At 71.6% G+C, this 15,527-nt stretch carries 15 protein-coding genes; 8 read left to right on the top strand and 7 right to left on the bottom strand.

Going from position 1 to position 15,527, the window contains the following annotated elements; all coding sequences use genetic code 11:
- Positions 1-108: 108 nt before the first annotated feature.
- Both ACZ6SA_RS10890 and ACZ6SA_RS10895 read left to right on the top strand, forming a co-directional pair.
- Positions 109-1,254 carry a hypothetical protein gene (locus ACZ6SA_RS10890; RefSeq protein WP_465827578.1) on the top strand — a complete coding sequence of 382 codons (1,146 nt, stop codon included), beginning with the start codon at positions 109-111 and terminating at the stop codon, positions 1,252-1,254.
- 194 nt (positions 1,255-1,448) lie between these two features.
- The gene (locus ACZ6SA_RS10895) at positions 1,449-3,026 is read left to right on the top strand and encodes a Na+/H+ antiporter (RefSeq protein WP_347644243.1); all 1,578 of its coding nucleotides are present in this window, start codon (positions 1,449-1,451) and stop codon (positions 3,024-3,026) included.
- Here the strand turns inward: ACZ6SA_RS10895 and ACZ6SA_RS10900 are convergent.
- From ACZ6SA_RS10900 to ACZ6SA_RS10920, 5 genes are all read right to left on the bottom strand, one after another.
- Positions 3,023-3,280, bottom strand: coding sequence for a UBP-type zinc finger domain-containing protein (locus ACZ6SA_RS10900; protein WP_347644242.1), 258 nt, complete (start codon positions 3,278-3,280; stop codon positions 3,023-3,025). The genes ACZ6SA_RS10895 and ACZ6SA_RS10900 overlap by 4 nt on opposite strands.
- 154 nt (positions 3,281-3,434) lie before the next feature.
- Positions 3,435-5,555 carry a transglycosylase domain-containing protein gene (locus ACZ6SA_RS10905; protein ID WP_465827580.1) on the bottom strand — a complete coding sequence of 707 codons (2,121 nt, stop codon included), beginning with the start codon at positions 5,553-5,555 and terminating at the stop codon, positions 3,435-3,437.
- On the bottom strand, positions 5,555-6,463 hold the full coding sequence (gene bla, locus ACZ6SA_RS10910) for a class A beta-lactamase (RefSeq protein ID WP_347644240.1): 909 nt from the start codon (positions 6,461-6,463) through the stop codon (positions 5,555-5,557). The genes ACZ6SA_RS10905 and bla overlap by 1 nt, the downstream gene beginning before the upstream one ends.
- A gap of 96 nt (positions 6,464-6,559) precedes the next feature.
- Positions 6,560-7,843, bottom strand: a complete 1,284-nt coding sequence (locus ACZ6SA_RS10915) for an MFS transporter (RefSeq protein ID WP_465827582.1) — start codon at positions 7,841-7,843, stop codon at positions 6,560-6,562.
- Positions 7,844-7,931: 88 nt separating this feature from the next.
- Positions 7,932-8,519 (bottom strand): ArsR/SmtB family transcription factor, encoded by a 588-nt coding sequence (locus tag ACZ6SA_RS10920; protein WP_347644238.1) that lies wholly within the window; start codon positions 8,517-8,519, stop codon positions 7,932-7,934.
- A 153-nt stretch (positions 8,520-8,672) separates the two neighbouring features.
- Between ACZ6SA_RS10920 and ACZ6SA_RS10925 the strand changes: the two genes are divergently transcribed.
- The 6 genes from ACZ6SA_RS10925 (at position 8,673) to ACZ6SA_RS10950 (ending at position 11,881) form a co-directional block, all read left to right on the top strand.
- The gene (locus ACZ6SA_RS10925; protein WP_347644237.1) at positions 8,673-9,665 is read left to right on the top strand and encodes an alpha/beta fold hydrolase; all 993 of its coding nucleotides are present in this window, start codon (positions 8,673-8,675) and stop codon (positions 9,663-9,665) included.
- A gap of 160 nt (positions 9,666-9,825) precedes the next feature.
- Positions 9,826-10,215 (top strand): hypothetical protein, encoded by a 390-nt coding sequence (locus ACZ6SA_RS10930; RefSeq protein ID WP_347644236.1) that lies wholly within the window; start codon positions 9,826-9,828, stop codon positions 10,213-10,215.
- A gap of 64 nt (positions 10,216-10,279) precedes the next feature.
- Positions 10,280-10,606, top strand: coding sequence for a YidH family protein (locus tag ACZ6SA_RS10935; RefSeq protein ID WP_347644235.1), 327 nt, complete (start codon positions 10,280-10,282; stop codon positions 10,604-10,606).
- An 8-nt stretch (positions 10,607-10,614) separates the two neighbouring features.
- Entirely contained in the window at positions 10,615-10,965 is a 351-nt protein-coding gene (locus ACZ6SA_RS10940) for a DUF202 domain-containing protein (RefSeq protein ID WP_347644234.1), read from the top strand.
- A gap of 69 nt (positions 10,966-11,034) precedes the next feature.
- Positions 11,035-11,346, top strand: a complete 312-nt coding sequence (locus ACZ6SA_RS10945; protein WP_347644233.1) for a hypothetical protein — start codon at positions 11,035-11,037, stop codon at positions 11,344-11,346.
- 112 nt (positions 11,347-11,458) lie between these two features.
- Positions 11,459-11,881 (top strand): hypothetical protein, encoded by a 423-nt coding sequence (locus ACZ6SA_RS10950; RefSeq protein WP_347644232.1) that lies wholly within the window; start codon positions 11,459-11,461, stop codon positions 11,879-11,881.
- On the opposite strand, the gene ACZ6SA_RS10955 is transcribed toward ACZ6SA_RS10950, so the two are convergent.
- A complete protein-coding gene (locus ACZ6SA_RS10955) occupies positions 11,878-13,737 on the bottom strand; it encodes an ABC transporter ATP-binding protein (RefSeq protein WP_347644231.1) in 1,860 nt (619 codons plus the stop codon). The two genes, ACZ6SA_RS10950 and ACZ6SA_RS10955, sit on opposite strands and share 4 nt — an antisense overlap.
- Complete coding sequence (locus tag ACZ6SA_RS10960; protein ID WP_347644230.1) at positions 13,734-15,518, bottom strand: ABC transporter ATP-binding protein; 1,785 nt, start codon at positions 15,516-15,518, stop codon at positions 13,734-13,736. Before ACZ6SA_RS10960 ends, ACZ6SA_RS10955 begins: the two co-directional genes overlap by 4 nt.
- Between the last annotated feature and the right edge of the window lie 9 nt (positions 15,519-15,527).

Raw genomic sequence — 15,527 nt, forward strand, 5'->3', positions numbered from 1 at the left:
CACCGAGCGTGACCAGAAGGAATCCCGGTGTAGGTGGGAAGACCGGTCCCTTAGGGTTTTCCGGGGTTGAGTGGACGAATAAAGGCTGGTTAAAGCAATATGTCCTCCATGTCGGAAGTTGTCCCCTTGCCGTCGTTCGGCGAAGTCTTCTTCGATGCGCGAGGTCAGGAACGGTGTCTCCGCGTCACCTGGCACGAGGGCACACTGGTCCTCAGCCTCTGGCGCGGCGAGATGTGCACGGCGAGCTTCCGCATGCCCATGGAGGACGTCGGGCGGCTGCTCGACACCCTCGACGACGGCTACGCCGAGGCCACGGGCGAGCAGCCGGCCGTGCCCGCGCAGGAGCCGGGCACCGAGGTCATCCCCGGCACCGGCCAATACCACCGGCCGCCCCAGCACGCTCAGCAACCACCGCAGCAGCCGCAGCCCGACGACCGGCCCACGGCGGCCCTGTCGCCCAACGACGTCCTCGTGGCCAGGGGTGCGCCGCCGGCACCCCAGGACAAACTGGTGGCCTCGTACGGCGAGAGCGCGGCGCCGAGGGAGCAGCACGCGCCCGCCTATGGCGAGACCGCGGCCCCCAGAGAGCAGCACACCCCCGCCTACGGTGAGCGGACCCCCTTCACCGGCCCTCAATACGTCGACCAGACCGCCCCGCAGCAGGCCTACACCGGTGACCCTTTCAGCGGCCCTCAGTACACCGCCGACCCGGTGAGCGGCCCGCACTACATCCAGCAGGGCCAGGCCGAGCCCTTCACCGGCCCTCAGTACGTCGAGAACGAACCGGTCTACCAGATGCCCGGCGACCAGCGCCGTCAGGCGCCGGCCAGCACCGACCCGCCGGGCTTCCCCTCGCAGGCCGCCGACCCCTACCAGCCTGTCCAGCAGCACCGGCCCGACCCGTATCCGTCGGACCCGTACCCGTCCGACCCTTACGGACGCCGCTCCGACACCTCCTACGGGCAGCCCCAGCCGCAACAACCGCAGCCTCAGCAGACCCAGCCGAGCACGGCCGGTCTGGGCACCCCCATGCACGGCATCCCGGGGGCCGGCCGGCCCCGCCCGGCCCCGCAGCAGCGTCAGGTGCCGCCCCACCAGAACCCCGTGGACCCGCTGCTGACCCTCGGCCGCCAGGAACAGGGTGATCCCGAGATGACCCGCCCGTACGTCGGGGACCCGATGTTCTCCACGGGCGAGCGGCTGCGCCCCGAGCAGCCGGACTACCACGAAAGAAGCGACCGCAGGGAGTGGTGACGGGTACCCGCAGGTCCCTCGCCGCGACGCGTCCGCCGCCGCACGTCCGTGCCCCCGCGCAAACCGTTCCCGCGCGATCCGTTCGTGCGTGACTCGTTCGTGCGGGATCCGTCCCCGCGCCGGCGTGCGCCAGGCCACTCCCCTCCCGCGGGTACGCTCACCGCGGGGTGATGGGTCGAGGGGAGGGGGCGCCGGTGAATCCCACCATGGGCCTGCAACTGCTGGTGGTGGCCGGGGGCGCCGTCGCAGTAGCGGCCGTGGCGCGGCGTATGGGCTGGCCGGCGCCGCTGCTGCTGGTCGCCGCGGGGCTGCTGGTGTCGCCCCTGGTCCCTCCGGTGCCGCTGGACCCGGAGCTGGCGCTGTTCGTGTTCCTGCCGCCGCTGCTCTACTCCGCCGCACTCGACAGTTCCTACCTGCGGCTGCGCGAGGCCAGGCGGCCTGTGGGGCTGCTGTCGGTCGGGCTGGTGGTGTTCACCGCGGTCGTGGTGGGGCTGGTCGTCCACCTCCTGCTGCCGGGCCTGCCGCTGGCGCTGGCGTTCGCTTTCGGCGCGATCGTCGCCCCGCCCGACGCGGTGGCGGCCGTCGCGGTCGGCCGGCGGCTGGGCCTGCCGCGCCAGACGCTGACGATCCTCGTCGGCGAGAGCCTGTTCAACGACGCCACCGCGCTGACGCTCTACCGGGTGGCCATCGGGGCGGCCGTGGGCGCTTCGGTCGACCTGGCCGAGGGCGCGGGCCTGTTCGTGCTCGCCGCGGCGGGCGGCGTGGCGATCGGGATGGCGCTGGCGTACGCGCTCTCGTGGTTGTTCGAGCGCACGCGCGACTCGATGGTCGAGAACGCGCTGATGTTGCTGATCCCGTTCGCCGCCTATCTCGCGGCGGAGTCAGTGGACGCCTCCGGCGTGATCGCGGTCGTGATCGTCGGTCTTCACCTGGGGCACCGCATGCACCTGCGCGGGTTCGGGACGCGTCTGGTGTCCGGCGCCGTGTGGAAGGTCACCGCCTTCCTGCTCGAGTCGATCGTGTTCGCGCTGATCGGGCTGCAACTGGAGACCGTGGTGGAGGGCCTCACCGGCGTCAGCCCGTGGCAGGTCGCCGGATATGCCGCAGCGGTGCTGGTGGTGACGATCGCCAGCAGGTTCGTGTGGTTGTTCGCGGTGTCGTCCCTGGTCAACCTGCTGCACAGGGAAGAGCGGCCGCCCTCCCGGCGGCAGGTGACGCTGCTGGGGTGGGCGGGCATGCGGGGCGTGGTGTCGCTGGCGGCGGCGTTCGCCATCCCGCCCGAGGTGCCCGAGCGCGACCGCGCGATGCTGCTGTTCCTGACGTTCACCACCGTGATCGGCACACTCCTCATCCAGGGCACCACGTTCCCCGCGCTGATCAGGCGGTTGCGCGTGTCGAGCGACCAGGAGGACTACGAGGACCGCCTGGCCGGGGCGGCTGCCCAGCAGGCGGCGCTGGAGGAGGGGCTGGCGGAGCTGGATCGGCTGCTCGCCGAGCTGGGCGAGCCGGACGAGATCCAGAAGCAGGTCATCGACCAGCTCAGGGAGAAGTCGTGGCGCCGGTCGTTGTCGGCGTGGGAGCGGCTGGGCGGCGGCACCGGCCAGGACGGCGCGGAGACTCCCAGCGCTCTCTATCGGCGCCTGCGCCGCGAGATGCTCCAGGCCGAGCGCCGGGTGTTCGTGCGCCTGCGCGACGAGCGCCGCATCGAGGACGAGGTGCTGCGCGAGCTGATGGGGCAGCTCGACCTCGAAGAGGCGATGCTGGAGCGTTAGCCCATCCGGCTGTCCACGAAGCACCAGCGCCATGCCTCGCCGGGTTCGTAGGACTGCATCACGGGGTGGCTGGTGGCGTGGAAGTGCGCGGTGGCGTGCTTGGCCGGCGAGGAGTCGCAGCAGCCGATGTGGCCGCACTCCAGGCAGCGCCGCAGGTGCACCCAGCGCCCTCCGTCGGCCAGGCACTCCTCGCAACCCTCCGGGGTCCTTGCCGCAGGGTCGTCGGCCTGGGAAAGGTGTTCGCACGTGGCCATGCACCCATCCTATGACCCGCCGTGCGGCTCGGCTCGTGGAGGGCGGTCGGCGACCATCAGGGCGGCGGCGGGTCCTCGGTGACCACGGCCATTTTCGTGAAGTCCTGGTCGAAGAGCGATCGGATCCTCTCCGGTATCGGTTCGTACATGTCCATCAAGGGAGTCGTGTTCCCGGGCTCTCCGGGTTCTCCGCATCACGCCGCCCGGGGCGGCAGAGCTCGTCGCAGCCGCCGAACCGGGCCGTGTCCATCGCGGTGAACGGCGTCGGCGCCACGCGCTTCAGCGCCGCCGCCATCGTGTCCCGCCAGATGGGGCCGGGCACGCTCGCGCCCTGCACCGCACCGTGGTAGCGGCCGCCCAGCGTCACCCCGACGAGCTTGTGGCGCTGGGAGCCGCGCGGGTCGCCGACGCTCACCGCGCCCGCCAGGTCGGGGGTGAACCCGGCGAACCACGCCGCCGCGTAGTCGTCGGTGGTGCCGGTCTTGCCTGCCGCGTCACGGCCGATGCCGCCGACGCCGCTCATCGTGCCCTTGGTGAACACGCCCGACAACACGGACGAGGCCGCGTCCGCGACGGCGGGGTCGAGGACCTGGCGGCATTTCGGCCGGTAGCGGATGGTCGAGCCGTCCCGGTCGGTGATGCGGGTGATCGCCATCGGCGCGCAGTGGCGGCCGCGCGCCCCGATCGCCGCGTACGCGTTCGCCACCGTCACCGGGTCCATCTCGTTGATGCCGAGCGTGAACGTCTCGTACTCCTGCAGCTTCTTCCCGTCCGCGCGGCGGATCCCCAGCGACTCGGCCATCGTGACCGTCGCGCACAGCCCGACCCGCTGCTCCAGCTCCATGAAGAACGTGTTGACGGAGTCCCACGTGCCGGTCCGCAGCGTCTTCCACCCGGGCGAGCCCTCGTCGTTGGTGACCGTGTGCGCGGGGTCGCCGACGTTCTCGCCCGCGCAGTTCCGGAACGCCGCGTGATCCGGCGCGCGGTAACCGGCGCCCGCCTTGAGGCCGTCGTCCACCTTCATGCCCTGCTTCAACGCGGCGAGCAGGGTGAACGTCTTGAACGTGGAGCCCGCCTGGAACCCCGCCCCGCCCCCGTGCGCGGCGTCCGCGACCACGTTGTACGAGATCTCGTTCCGGTCCGCGCTGCGGCCGTAGCGCCTGCTGGCGGCCATCGCCCTGATCGCGCCGGTGCCCGGCTGGACCAGGGCCTCGGCCGCCACGGCGCGGTCGGAGGGCCTGACCCACGTCTTGATCGCCCGGTCGGCGGCGGCCTGCATGGCCGGGTCGATCGTGGTCCTGATGGTGAGGCCGCCGCGGTTGAGCCTGGCCAGGCGGTCCCGGGCGGTCGGGCCGAAGCCGGGGTCGCTGAGAATCTCATGCCTGACATAAAGGCAGAAGTACGGATACTTGCTGGATTCGCAGCCGCCCGGGAGCTTCGTGCCCCTGTACCCCAGCCCGGTGGCCTCAGCCTCAGCCGCCTCAGCCGGGGTGATCTTGCCGAGTTCGGCCATCCGGCCCAGCACGACGTCACGCCGCGCCCGCAGCCGCTCGCGCTGCGCCCTGCCCAGGTTGGGGTCGGTGGCGTTGGGATCCTGCACGGCCCCGGCCAGCGTCGCCGCCTGGGCCAGGGTCAGATCGGAGGCCCTGACGCCGAAGAAACGTTTCGCCGCCGCCTCCACGCCGTAGGCGCCGGCGCCGAAATACGCGATGTTCAGATATTTCTCGAGGATCTGGTCCTTGGTGTACTTCTCCTCGACCCCCATGGCATAGCGCAGTTCGCTGAGCTTGCGCGCGTAGCTGGCCTCCACCGCCGCGTTGCGCTCCTCGTCACTGCCGGCCGAGTTGAGCAGCACCTGCTTGACGTACTGCTGGGTGATGCTCGACCCGCCCTGGCTGACCCGGCCCGCCCGCAGGTTCGCGGCCAGCGCCCGGAGCGTGCCCTCGACGTCGATCGCGCCGTGCTCGTAGAAGCGGTAGTCCTCGATCGAGACGATCGCCGTCTTCATCACGCCGGCGATCTCGTCGAAGCCGACGACCTCGCGGTATTCCTCGTAGAAGCGGGCGATCTCCTTGCCCCTGGCGTCCTGCACGATCGTGACCTCCGCCGGCGGCGGCTCGACGAGGTCGGCGGGCTCGAGGTTCACCCCGTCGGCCGCCGCCACGAACCCGAACCCCGCGCCGCCCACGGCGGGCAGCGCGATCCCCGCGACCAGCACGCCCGCCGCCACTCCCACGGCGGCGAGGCGTACGATCTGCGTCCCCCGGCGTGCCATCAGAGTCTGCCGAGCCCGCGGGCGAGGATGGTGGCGGTCTTCGCGATGGTCTTGTCGTCGGCGGCCAGGCCAGGCGTGCGGTTGGTGTAGATGGCCATGATGATGGGAGCGGCCTTCTTGTCCGGCCAGATGACGGCGATGTCGTTACCGCCGCCGAACCCGTCGGAGTTGGTGCCGGTCTTGTCGCCGATCGTCCAGGTCTTGGGCAGGCCGGCGCGGATGCGGGCGTCTCCGGTCTTGTTGGCGATCAGCCAGGCGTTGAGCCGGGCGCGGTCCTTGGCGTTGAGCGCCTTGCCGTACGTGACGGCGCGCAGGTCGCGGGCGATGGCCGACGGGGTGGTGGTGTCGCGCCGGCTCTTGGGCGTCCAGTCGTTGAGCTCGGTCTCCCAGCGGTCGAGGCGTGAGACGCGGTCCTTCAGCGACCGGAAGTATCTGGTCAGCCCGGCCGGTCCGCCGATCTGCTTCAGCACCATGTTGCCCGCGGTGTTGTCGCTCATGGTGATGGCGGCGTCGCAGAGGGCGGCCACGGTCATGCCGTCCTTGACGTGCTTCTCCGTGACGGGGGAGTAGTCCACCAGCTCGCGGGCCGTCCACCGGACACGCTTGTTCATCAGCCCCGGCCGGGAGGTGCGGGCCTTGTGCAGCACCGCCGCGCACGCCATCGCCTTGAACGTGGACAGCAGCGGGAACCGCTCGCCCGACCGGTACGCGATCGTCCTGCCGGTGGCGGTGTCGATCGCGTACGCGCCGATGCGGCCCTTGAACGAGCTCTCCAGGGCTCGCAACTCCTTCGCGGCCCTGGCCTGGCCGGACGTGACCGTCGTGGCCGAGGCCGTGCCGGTGACGAGACCGCACCCGAGGAGGGTGATCGTCAGAGTGGTCGCCGTCGCCGCCCGGAGGTGTCGCATGTCGAATCCTTTGCCGTCGTCCGTCAGAGGGCAGGAGCAAAGCAGATGCGATCAGCGGATGTCTAATAGCGATATCGCGAAGGGATCGATATCGGATCACGCATGACGCCAGGTCAGCAGCACCATGGAACCGGCGATGGCCAGCCCGAGCGCGTGCAGGCACAAGGTCGGGACGATGCCGAGCACACCGCCGAGCACCCCCGCGGCCGCCATGCCGGCCAGCGACGTGGCCGCCTGGGCGCTGCCCAGCAGGCCGATGACGCCGCCGCGGCGATCGTCGGTGGTGACGGTCTGGGCAAGGGTGGTGAAGCCCGCCATCGCGGCCGCCGCGGGGACGCCGGCCAGCACGATCAGCACGAGCGCGGGCCAGAGCGCGGGCCCGGATGCCGGCAGGACGAGGGGGTAGGCGAACAGCGCCAGATCGACCGCCCCGAACACGATCGTCCCCCAGCCCAGTAACGGCCGCGGGGCCGCCCTGCCCGGGCGGGCCGCGACGACGAGCCCGCCGAGCAGCCCTCCGACTGCCTGCACCGACAGGAACAGCCCGTACGCGTCACCGCCGCCGCCGAGGACGTCCGCGACGAAGGGCGCGGCCAGCGTGGCGAAGATCCCCTCGCCCAGCCCTGTGATCACCATGTACGCCACCAGCACGCGCACGCCCGCGTTCCCCATGGCCAGGCGGAGCCCCGAGATCCACTGCCCGCCCGCCGACATCGACCGTGCGGGCCGTCCCGGCGCCCGTACCGCCGCCTGCAGGGCCGCGGAGACGACGAAGCTGGTGACGTCGACGAGCACGACGGCGGGAAGTCCGCCCGCGCTGACGGCGACGCCGCCCAGCATCGCCCCCAGCAGGCGGGCCAGCTGCCCGCTCTGCCCGTGCAGGGCGTTGGCACGGACGAGCTGGGACTCCGCCACGACCTGCGGGAGCAGCGCCTTCTGCGCGGGGACGAGCACCGTGCTGAGGACGCCCGTCCAGAGCGCGACCGCGTACACGATCCACATTTGTGCCGGGTCGTGCACCGCCAGCAGCGGCAGCAGCCCGATGGCGAGCAGCAGCTCGGTGACGACCAGCAGCCGCCGGCGGTCCCAGCGGTCGGCCAGCATCCCGGCCACCGATCCGAGCAGCACGTCGGGCAGCCGCGTGACCACCAGCATGACGGCGGTGGACAGCGTCGAGCCGGTGAGCTGGTAGACGTGGAAGGCCAGGCCGGTGCTGATCGCCCAGTCGCCGGTCTGCGAGACCAGGCCGGCGGCGAGCAGCCGCCGGTAGTCGCGGTTGCCGCGCAGCGGTCCCGGCGCCCCGGACACCGCCCCGGCCGGCGCCCCGGACACCGCCCCGGCCGGCGCCCCGGACACCGCCCCGGCCGGCGCCCCGGACACCGCCCCGGACGCCGCGGTGTCCGGCGCCCCGGGCGGCTTCCCGGGCGGTGTCCCATCCGGTGTCCCGGGCGGTGTCCCGGCGGGCGCCTCAGCCATCGGAGCCGGCCGGTGGCAGCGGGACGACGACCTGCGTCAGGAGCACGGGCCGGGCGCCGTCGGGCTGCGCCGCCGGGTCGCCGACGCGCGCCATCAGCGGCTCCAGCAGCTCCGTGATGGCCGCGCCGATCTCGGCTACCTCGTCGGGCGTGGCGTGGAGGTGGAAATTGCCGATCCCGCCGATCGAACGCCACGGCTCCGGCTCCTCCTGCCGCCGCTCCCCCCAGTCCGCCAGCCGCGCCAGCGCCCGCTCGGCGATGACCTGCTCCAGCAGGCTCCTGGCGGCCGAGTGCTCGAGCCCGGGCGCGCTGTCGTCCCACTCCTGGACGCGCTCGGTCACCTTCCACGGCCGTTCGCGCTCGTCGCGGGCCTCGGCCTGCTCCACGAAGCCGTATTTGGCGAGCTGCCGCAGGTGGTAGGAGGCCAGTGCCTGGCTGACGCCGGTCTCGCGCCCGGCGTCGGCTGCGGTCGTGGGGCCCGACCGCAGCAGCAGCTCGTGCAGCGCCAGCCGGACGGGATGGGCGAAGGCCCGCATGGCGGACGGGTCGTCGAGCCGCCGCCGCGAGGATTCCAAAGACATGCTTGGAATCTTCGAGCCGAGGGGATGGGGATGTCAAGGAAATCCTTGGCATCAGGCGCCCGCATCGGGAATCCGTTGCCGGAACGGCAAGGCGATGTGTGCGCGCCGCCCCCGGGCCCGCATGATGCGAAGAGCAACCCCTTGGGAGGACGCATGACCGATCACCCGTCTTTCTCGCCCGCCGAGGTGCGGCACCGGCTGGTGGAGACGCCCGGCGGCCGCATCCACGTGGCGGAACAGGGCACGGGCCCTCTGGTCCTGCTGGTCCACGGCTTCCCCGAGTCGTGGTATTCCTGGCGGCACCAGCTTCCCGCCCTCGCCGCGGCGGGCTTCCGCGCGGCGGCCATCGACGTGCGCGGCTACGGCCGCTCGTCCAAGCCCGCGCAGACGCACGCGTACCGGATGCTCGACCACGTCGCCGACAACGTCGCCGTCGTGCGCGCGCTCGGCGAGCGGTCAGCGGTGGTCGCGGGCCACGACTGGGGGTCGCCGATCGCCGCCAACAGCGCCCTGCTCAGGCCGGACGTGTTCACCGCAGTGGCCCTGTTCAGCGTGCCCTATTCCCCGCGCGGCCCCTTCCGGCCCACCGACGCCTTCGCCCGCCTCGGCGGGGAGGAGGAGTTCTACGTCAGCTACTTCCAGCGGCCCGGGCGGGCGGAGGCGGAGATCGAACCCGACGTCCGCGGCTGGCTGGCGGGCATCTACGCCGCGCTCTCGGCCGGCACGATGCCCGCGACGGGCGTCTCATCCGTTCCCGAAGGCGGCCGGCTCTCCGACCGTTTCCCCAAGGGCGGGCTGCCGTCCTGGCTCACCGAGGCCGACCTCGACGTCTACGCCGGCGAGTTCGAGCGGACCGGGCTGACCGGCGCCCTCAACCGCTACCGCAACGTCGACCGCGACTGGGAGGACCTCGCCGCGTGGGACGGCGCCCCGATCACCCAGCCCGCGTTGTTCGCCGGAGGCGAGCTCGACCCCACCACCACCTGGATGGCCGGCGCCATCAAGGCGCTCCCCGAGACGATGCCCGGCCTGACCGCCTCCCACATCCTCGACGGCTGCGGCCACTGGCTCCAGCAGGAGCGCCCCGGCGAGGTCAACCGCCTCCTCACCGGCTGGCTCCGGCTCCACACCCCGCCCACCAGGTGAACCGCCGTCCTTCCGCGTGCGGGCCCGGAAACCGGAGCCGGCCGGCTCGAGAGCCCCCACCCGGACGAACCGTGTGCGGGCGATCGCAGGTTTCGGTCGCGTCTACTGTCCGAAAAACAGCGGTCACGTCGCGTGGCCGTTCGTTGGGTAGGGTCGAAACATGCGCCACCTCAAGAGCCGGTTCCTGCCCCTTGCCGCTTTCGCCGTGTGCCTTTTCGCCGCCGGGTGCGGCGAGGTCAACGACACCATCGACAAGGCCCAGGCGTGCCTGGAGGCGCCGAAGATCGTCACTGATCTGGGCGCGCAGATCGCCAAGCTGACCGACGACCCGCAAGCCATGGACAAGGCGCTCGACGACGCCGCGACCAAGCTCAACGACGTGGCCGACAAGGCCGCCAACACCACGCTCAAGGAGGCCACCGACGACCTGGCCGCGACCCTGAGCGGCATCTCCGTCACCAGCGTCAACGACGCCGTCGACGCGGCGCAGAAGGTCGGCACCGACTCGGCCGCCTACCTGGAGAAGGTCGCCAAGGCCTGCACCGGCTGACCTCCCGCAGAAAGGGCAATCCCGACTTCTCTAGGGGAAAAGTAGACGAATTACCGTTTTTGTCATGGAACCCGACCCGCGTTTCACCTTGGCCAACGAACGCACCTTTCTCACCTGGCTGAGCACGGCGCTGGCGCTCAGCGCGGGCGGGGTGGCCATGGCGGCGGTTCCGGCCGACATGTTCGTGCCCTGGATCCGTACCACCCTGGCCATCATGCTCGTCACGCTCTCCGCCCTGGCCGCGGGCTTGGCCTACCCGCGCTGGCGCAACATCCAGCGCGCCCTGCGCCGGCAGGCGCCGCTGCCTCCGCCCGCGCTCGCGGCCGTCTTCGGCTACGGCGTCGCGGCCGTCGCCGTGATCGCCCTCGTCCTCATCGTCCTGTCGATCTGAGGCCGCGGGTGGGGGAGGAGGCGAAGGCGCCCGACGAGGAGATCTGGGACCAAGGGCTGCAGAGCGAACGCACCCGGCTGGCCTGGGTGCGCACGGCGGTGGCCCTGGCGACCGGCGGGCTGGGCGCGGCCGGCCTGTCCGCCAGGCACGGCCTGCCCCTCCTCGCCGTCACGGGGTTCGCCCTGGCCGCGCTCTGCGGCGCCGTGCTGCTGATCAGGACCAGGGCACGGTTCCGCCGGGTGCAGGCCGCCCTGCACGGCGGCCGGCCCCTGGACTCCCGGCTGGACGCCGTCTTCGCGTGGCTCGGCACCTTGAGCCTGGTCGCGGGCGCCATGGCCTTCGTGCTCACGGTCAGGTAGCCGGCACGCGGGCCAGGTTGCGATGTTCCCCCAGACGGGCGGACACTCGAAAGCGAGGGGGTGACCTCGTTGACCGAAGAACTCAGGACCGTGCCCTTCGAATGCCGCCGCTGCTGGCATGTCTGGGAAGAGCAGTATCTGGTCAGGCGCATCGACGACCGCCACGGCAACGAGACCGAGGTGTGGCTGCGCGACGGCCTGCCCGTGCTGCCGCCAGGGCCGGGCGTGATCTGCCCGCACTGCGGGTGCCAGCAGTCCACCAGGTTCCCGGACGGCTATCTGTCGCGTCATCCGGAGCTCGTCCCGCCGGCTGAGCCCGGCGTGCCCGACGCGACACCGCTGCTCAGCCCGGTGCAGCGGCGCCGCCGGGGCCTGACCTGACTCTTGGTGAGCATTCCATAGCGCTTAGTGTTACAAAGGCTGGCCTTGTCGGGCGTACGGGACCGGACGGACACTCGGGTCCGACACCGATCCGCAGCCGGGGGTGGTCCTGGTGCCCGATGGTTTCGACACCCGCGAGACGTGGCCTTTCGCATGCCTGCGGTGCCTGCACGTCTGGGAGGAGCAGTTCGTCGTCAGACGCCTCGCCGACTCCCACGGCAACGCGGCCGAGATCTGGTTCAGTGCCGGAGTCCGCGTGCCGCCGCCCTGGTCGGGGGCGTGCTGCCCCGGCTGCGGCGCGTACGACGTGACGTCGTTCCCCTCCGGCTACCTGGCCCGCCATCTCGAGCTGGTGGCCGTGCCGGAGGAACCGCCGCAGCCGGTGTTCGTGCCCGCGGCGCGGCCAGGGGAGACGCCCGCTGACAGGGCCCGCCTCCCCGGCCGGCTGCTGATCGCGCTGGGCGTGCCGCTGGTCGCGTTCCTCGCGTACGAGCTGTACATCGGTTTCGCGGCGGCGGCCCGCCCGCACGGCTAGCTCAGGCTGTCGAGCCAGGCCTGGTGCAGGCCCGCGAACCGCCCTGAGGCGGCGATGAGCCTGGCCGGCGGGCCGTCCTCGACGACCTCCCCCCGCTCCATCACCAGCACCCGGTCGGCGATCTCCACCGTCGACAACCGGTGCGCGATGATCAGCGCGGTCCTGTCCGCGAGGATCGTGCGCAGCGCGCGCTGGACGAGCCGTTCGCTCGGCACGTCGAGGCTGGAGGTGGCCTCGTCGAGGATGAGCACCGCGGGATCGGCGAGGAACGCCCTGGCGAACGCGACGAGCTGCCGCTGGCCGGCCGACATGCGGCCGCCCCGCTTGCCCACCTCGGTGTCGTAGCCGTCGGGCAGGCCGGCGATGAACTCGTGCGCGCCGATCGCCTTGGCGGCCTCGCGCACCTGCCGGTCGGTCGCGTCAGGGCTGCCGAACCTGATGTTGTCGGCGACCGTGCCGCTGAACAGGAAGTTCTCCTGCGTGACCATGACAACGGCCTGGCGCAGCGTGGGCTCGTCCAGCGTGCGCAGATCGACGCCGTCGAGCAGCACGCGGCCCTCGGTGGGGTCGTAGAAGCGGGAGATCAGCTTGGCCAGCGTCGTCTTGCCCGCGCCCGTCGCGCCGACCAGGGCCACGCTCTGCCCGGCCGGGATCGTCAGGTCGAGGCGGGGCAGGATCGGCATCTCCTCGACGTAGGCGAACCTCACGCCCTCGAAACGCACCTTGCCGCGCGCCCCGCCCGGCGGCAGCGCCGCGGGCTCGCGCGGCTCGGGCACGGACGGCTCCTCCTCCAGCACGCCGGACAACTTCTCCAGCGCCGCGCCCGCCGACTGCAGCGTGTTGTAGAACTGGCTGACCTCCTGCATCGGCTCGTAGAACTGGCGCAGGTACAGCAGGAACGCCGCCAGCACGCCGACCTTGACCTCGCCGTGGAGCGCCAGCCAGCCGCCGTAGAGCAGCACCCCGCCGATCGTCATGTTGCCGATGAGCTTGATGCCGGTCATGAACGTCGCGCCGAGCTGCATGCTGCGGGCGTTGGCGCCGCGGTAGTCGTCGTTGAGCTGCTGGAAGATCTCCTGGTTGCGGGGCTCCCTGCGGAAGGCCTGCACGGCGCGGATGCCGGTCATCGACTCCACGAAGTGCACGATCACCAGCGCGACCGTCTCGCGCGTGCGGCGGTAGACGATCGCCGACTGCCGGCGGAACCACTTGGTGAACAGCAGCAGGAGCGGCAGCGGGACCAGCGCCACCAGGCCGAGGTGCACGTCGAGCACCAGCAGCAGCACCGCCGTGCCCACCATGGTCAGCACGGCCTTGACGAGCGCGTCGAACCCCGACTGGAGCAGCTCGGCGATGGCCTCGATGTCGGAGGTCAGCCGCGAGATGACCCGCCCGGAGGTGTACTGCTCGTGGAAGCTCAGCGACAGGCGCTGGAAGTGGTCGAACACCCTCCTGCGCAGCTCCAGAAGGATGCTCTGGCCGATCCGGCCCGACAGCCGCAGGAACGCCTGCCGCGTGACCGCCTGCGTGACGGCCGCGGCCAGGATCACCCCGACCACGGTCAGCAGCACGGAGGGGCCGGACCCCTGACGGATGGGCGGGATGCCGGAGTCGATCCCGATCGAGACCAGGAAGGGGATCGACAGGCCGGCCGCGTTCGAGACCAGGATGATCCCGACCAGCAGCGCGATCTTCTTCCGGTAGGGGCGCAGCAGGTTGCCCAGCAGCCGCCGGGAGCGCGCCCGCAGCAGGACGGAGACCTTCTCCGGCAGCTCGTCCTGGTCCTCGGAGGCGACGCCGCGCCAGGACGCCGTGCCGGACGCGTTCGGCGGGGGCGGTGTGGTGGTCGTGGTCATCGCAGAGCCCCTTCCGACGCGCCGTCGAAGTCGGCGTCCTGGGCGAGCAGCTCGCGGTATTCGGGCACCTCGGCCAGCAGTTCCTGGTGCTGCCCGACGTGCGTGATCGTGCCGTCACGCAGCAGCGCCACCTTGTCGGCCAGCAGCACGGTGGAGGCGCGGTGGGCGACGACGATGCCGGTCGCCTCGCGCAGCACGTGCCGCAGCGCCTCCTCCACGAGGGCCTCGGTCTCGACGTCGAGCGCGGACAGGGTGTCGTCGAGGACCAGGATCCGCGGCCTGCTCAGCACCGCCCTGGCCAGGGCGAGCCGCTGCCGCTGGCCGCCGGACAACGACAGGCCCTGCTCGCCGATGCGGGTGTCGAGCCCCCACGGCAGGTCGTAGACGAACATGGCCTGCGCGGTCTGGATGGCCGCGGCGAGCTCTTCCTCGGTGGCGTCGCGCCGGCCGAGCATGAGGTTCTCGCGCACGCTCATCGAGAACAGCGTCGGCTCCTCGAACGCGGTGGCCACCACCTGGCGCAGCGTCGTCAGCTTGAGGTCGCGTACGTCCTGCCCGTCGATCGTGACGCGGCCCGAGGTGGGGTCGAGCAGGCGGGGCACCAGGGCGGTCAGCGTGGTCTTGCCCGCGCCGGTCGCGCCCACGACGGCGACCGTCTCACCGGGCTTGACCTCCAGCCACACGTCGCGCAGCACCGGCTCGTCGGCGTCGGGGAAGCGGAACCCGACCCCTTCGAAGCGGAGATGGCCGCGCGGGCGCTCGATGGTCTGGGTGCCGCCCTCGATGGCCGGGACGGTGTCCATGACCTCCATGAGGCGGTCGGCGGAGGTCATGGCCTCCTGGGCCATGGCGAGGATGTAGCCGAGGCTGGCGATCGGCCACACGAGCTGCAACATCAGCGTGGTGAACGCCACCAGCGCGCCCAGCGTCAGCTCCCCCGAGCCGACGGCCAGCGCCCCGAGCAGCAGGACGAGGGCCAGCGTGATGTTGGGGATGATCTCCAGGAAGGAGAAGAACCGGGCCGACAGCCGCACCTTGGCCATCGAGCTGCCGTACACCTTGAGCGCGGCGTCGTCGTAGCGGTCGTAGACGTGGTGGCGGCGGCCGAACGCCTTGATCGTGCGGATGCCGAGCGCGGACTCCTCGACGAGCGTGGCGAGGTCGCCCTGCTCGTCCTGCACCTGGCGGGAGATCTTGATGTAGCGCTTCTCGAAGCGCAGCGACGTCCAGATGATCGGCACGGCCGAGGCCAGCACCAGCAGCCCGAGCGGCCAGTACTTGTTGAGCAGCAGCACGGTCACCGTGATCAGCTGCAGGATGTTCATGACCAGGAAGAGCATGCCGAAGCCGAGGAACCGGCGGATCGTCGACAGGTCGGTGGTCGCCCGGGATAACAGCTGACCCGACTGCCAGTCGCCGTGGAAGCCCATGGGCAGGCGCTGCAGGTGCTCGTAGAGGTCGTCGCGGATGCGGGTCTCCAGGCCGAGCACCGGTTTGACCTGGGCCCATCGCCTGAAGAAGATCAGCAGGGCTTCGACCACGCCGACGCCGACCGCGAGCAGGCCGAGGGGGAGCAGCCCCGCGGAGTCACCGTGGGCCACGGGGCCGTCGATGACCTGCTCGCTGATGAGCGGGAGTGCGAGGCCGGCGCCGATGCCGACGATCGCGGCCAGCCAGATGAAGACCAGTCTGGCGGCGTACGGGCGGAGGTAGGACTTCATCCGCCACAGGGAGTTGGTGGACAGCAGGGGACGGCGAGGTTTGTGCGTATCGGGAGGCATCCCATCTAG

The organism is Nonomuraea sp. NPDC049378, assembly GCF_055586745.1.

What these genes read in the sequence shown, in the direction of transcription:
- bla (WP_347644240.1), bottom strand. Translation starts at nt 6,463, where the DNA reads ATGCGACACCTCCGGGCGGCGACGGCGACCACTCTGACGATCACCCTC.
- ACZ6SA_RS10890 (WP_465827578.1), top strand. Translation starts at nt 109, where the DNA reads ATGTCGGAAGTTGTCCCCTTGCCGTCGTTCGGCGAAGTCTTCTTCGAT.
- ACZ6SA_RS10955 (WP_347644231.1), bottom strand. Translation starts at nt 13,737, where the DNA reads ATGACCACGACCACCACACCGCCCCCGCCGAACGCGTCCGGCACGGCG.
- ACZ6SA_RS10905 (WP_465827580.1), bottom strand. Translation starts at nt 5,555, where the DNA reads ATGGCACGCCGGGGGACGCAGATCGTACGCCTCGCCGCCGTGGGAGTG.
- ACZ6SA_RS10930 (WP_347644236.1), top strand. Translation starts at nt 9,826, where the DNA reads ATGCGCCACCTCAAGAGCCGGTTCCTGCCCCTTGCCGCTTTCGCCGTG.
- ACZ6SA_RS10920 (WP_347644238.1), bottom strand. Translation starts at nt 8,519, where the DNA reads ATGTCTTTGGAATCCTCGCGGCGGCGGCTCGACGACCCGTCCGCCATG.
- ACZ6SA_RS10960 (WP_347644230.1), bottom strand. Translation starts at nt 15,518, where the DNA reads ATGCCTCCCGATACGCACAAACCTCGCCGTCCCCTGCTGTCCACCAAC.
- ACZ6SA_RS10935 (WP_347644235.1), top strand. Translation starts at nt 10,280, where the DNA reads ATGGAACCCGACCCGCGTTTCACCTTGGCCAACGAACGCACCTTTCTC.
- ACZ6SA_RS10900 (WP_347644242.1), bottom strand. Translation starts at nt 3,280, where the DNA reads ATGGCCACGTGCGAACACCTTTCCCAGGCCGACGACCCTGCGGCAAGG.
- ACZ6SA_RS10925 (WP_347644237.1), top strand. Translation starts at nt 8,673, where the DNA reads ATGACCGATCACCCGTCTTTCTCGCCCGCCGAGGTGCGGCACCGGCTG.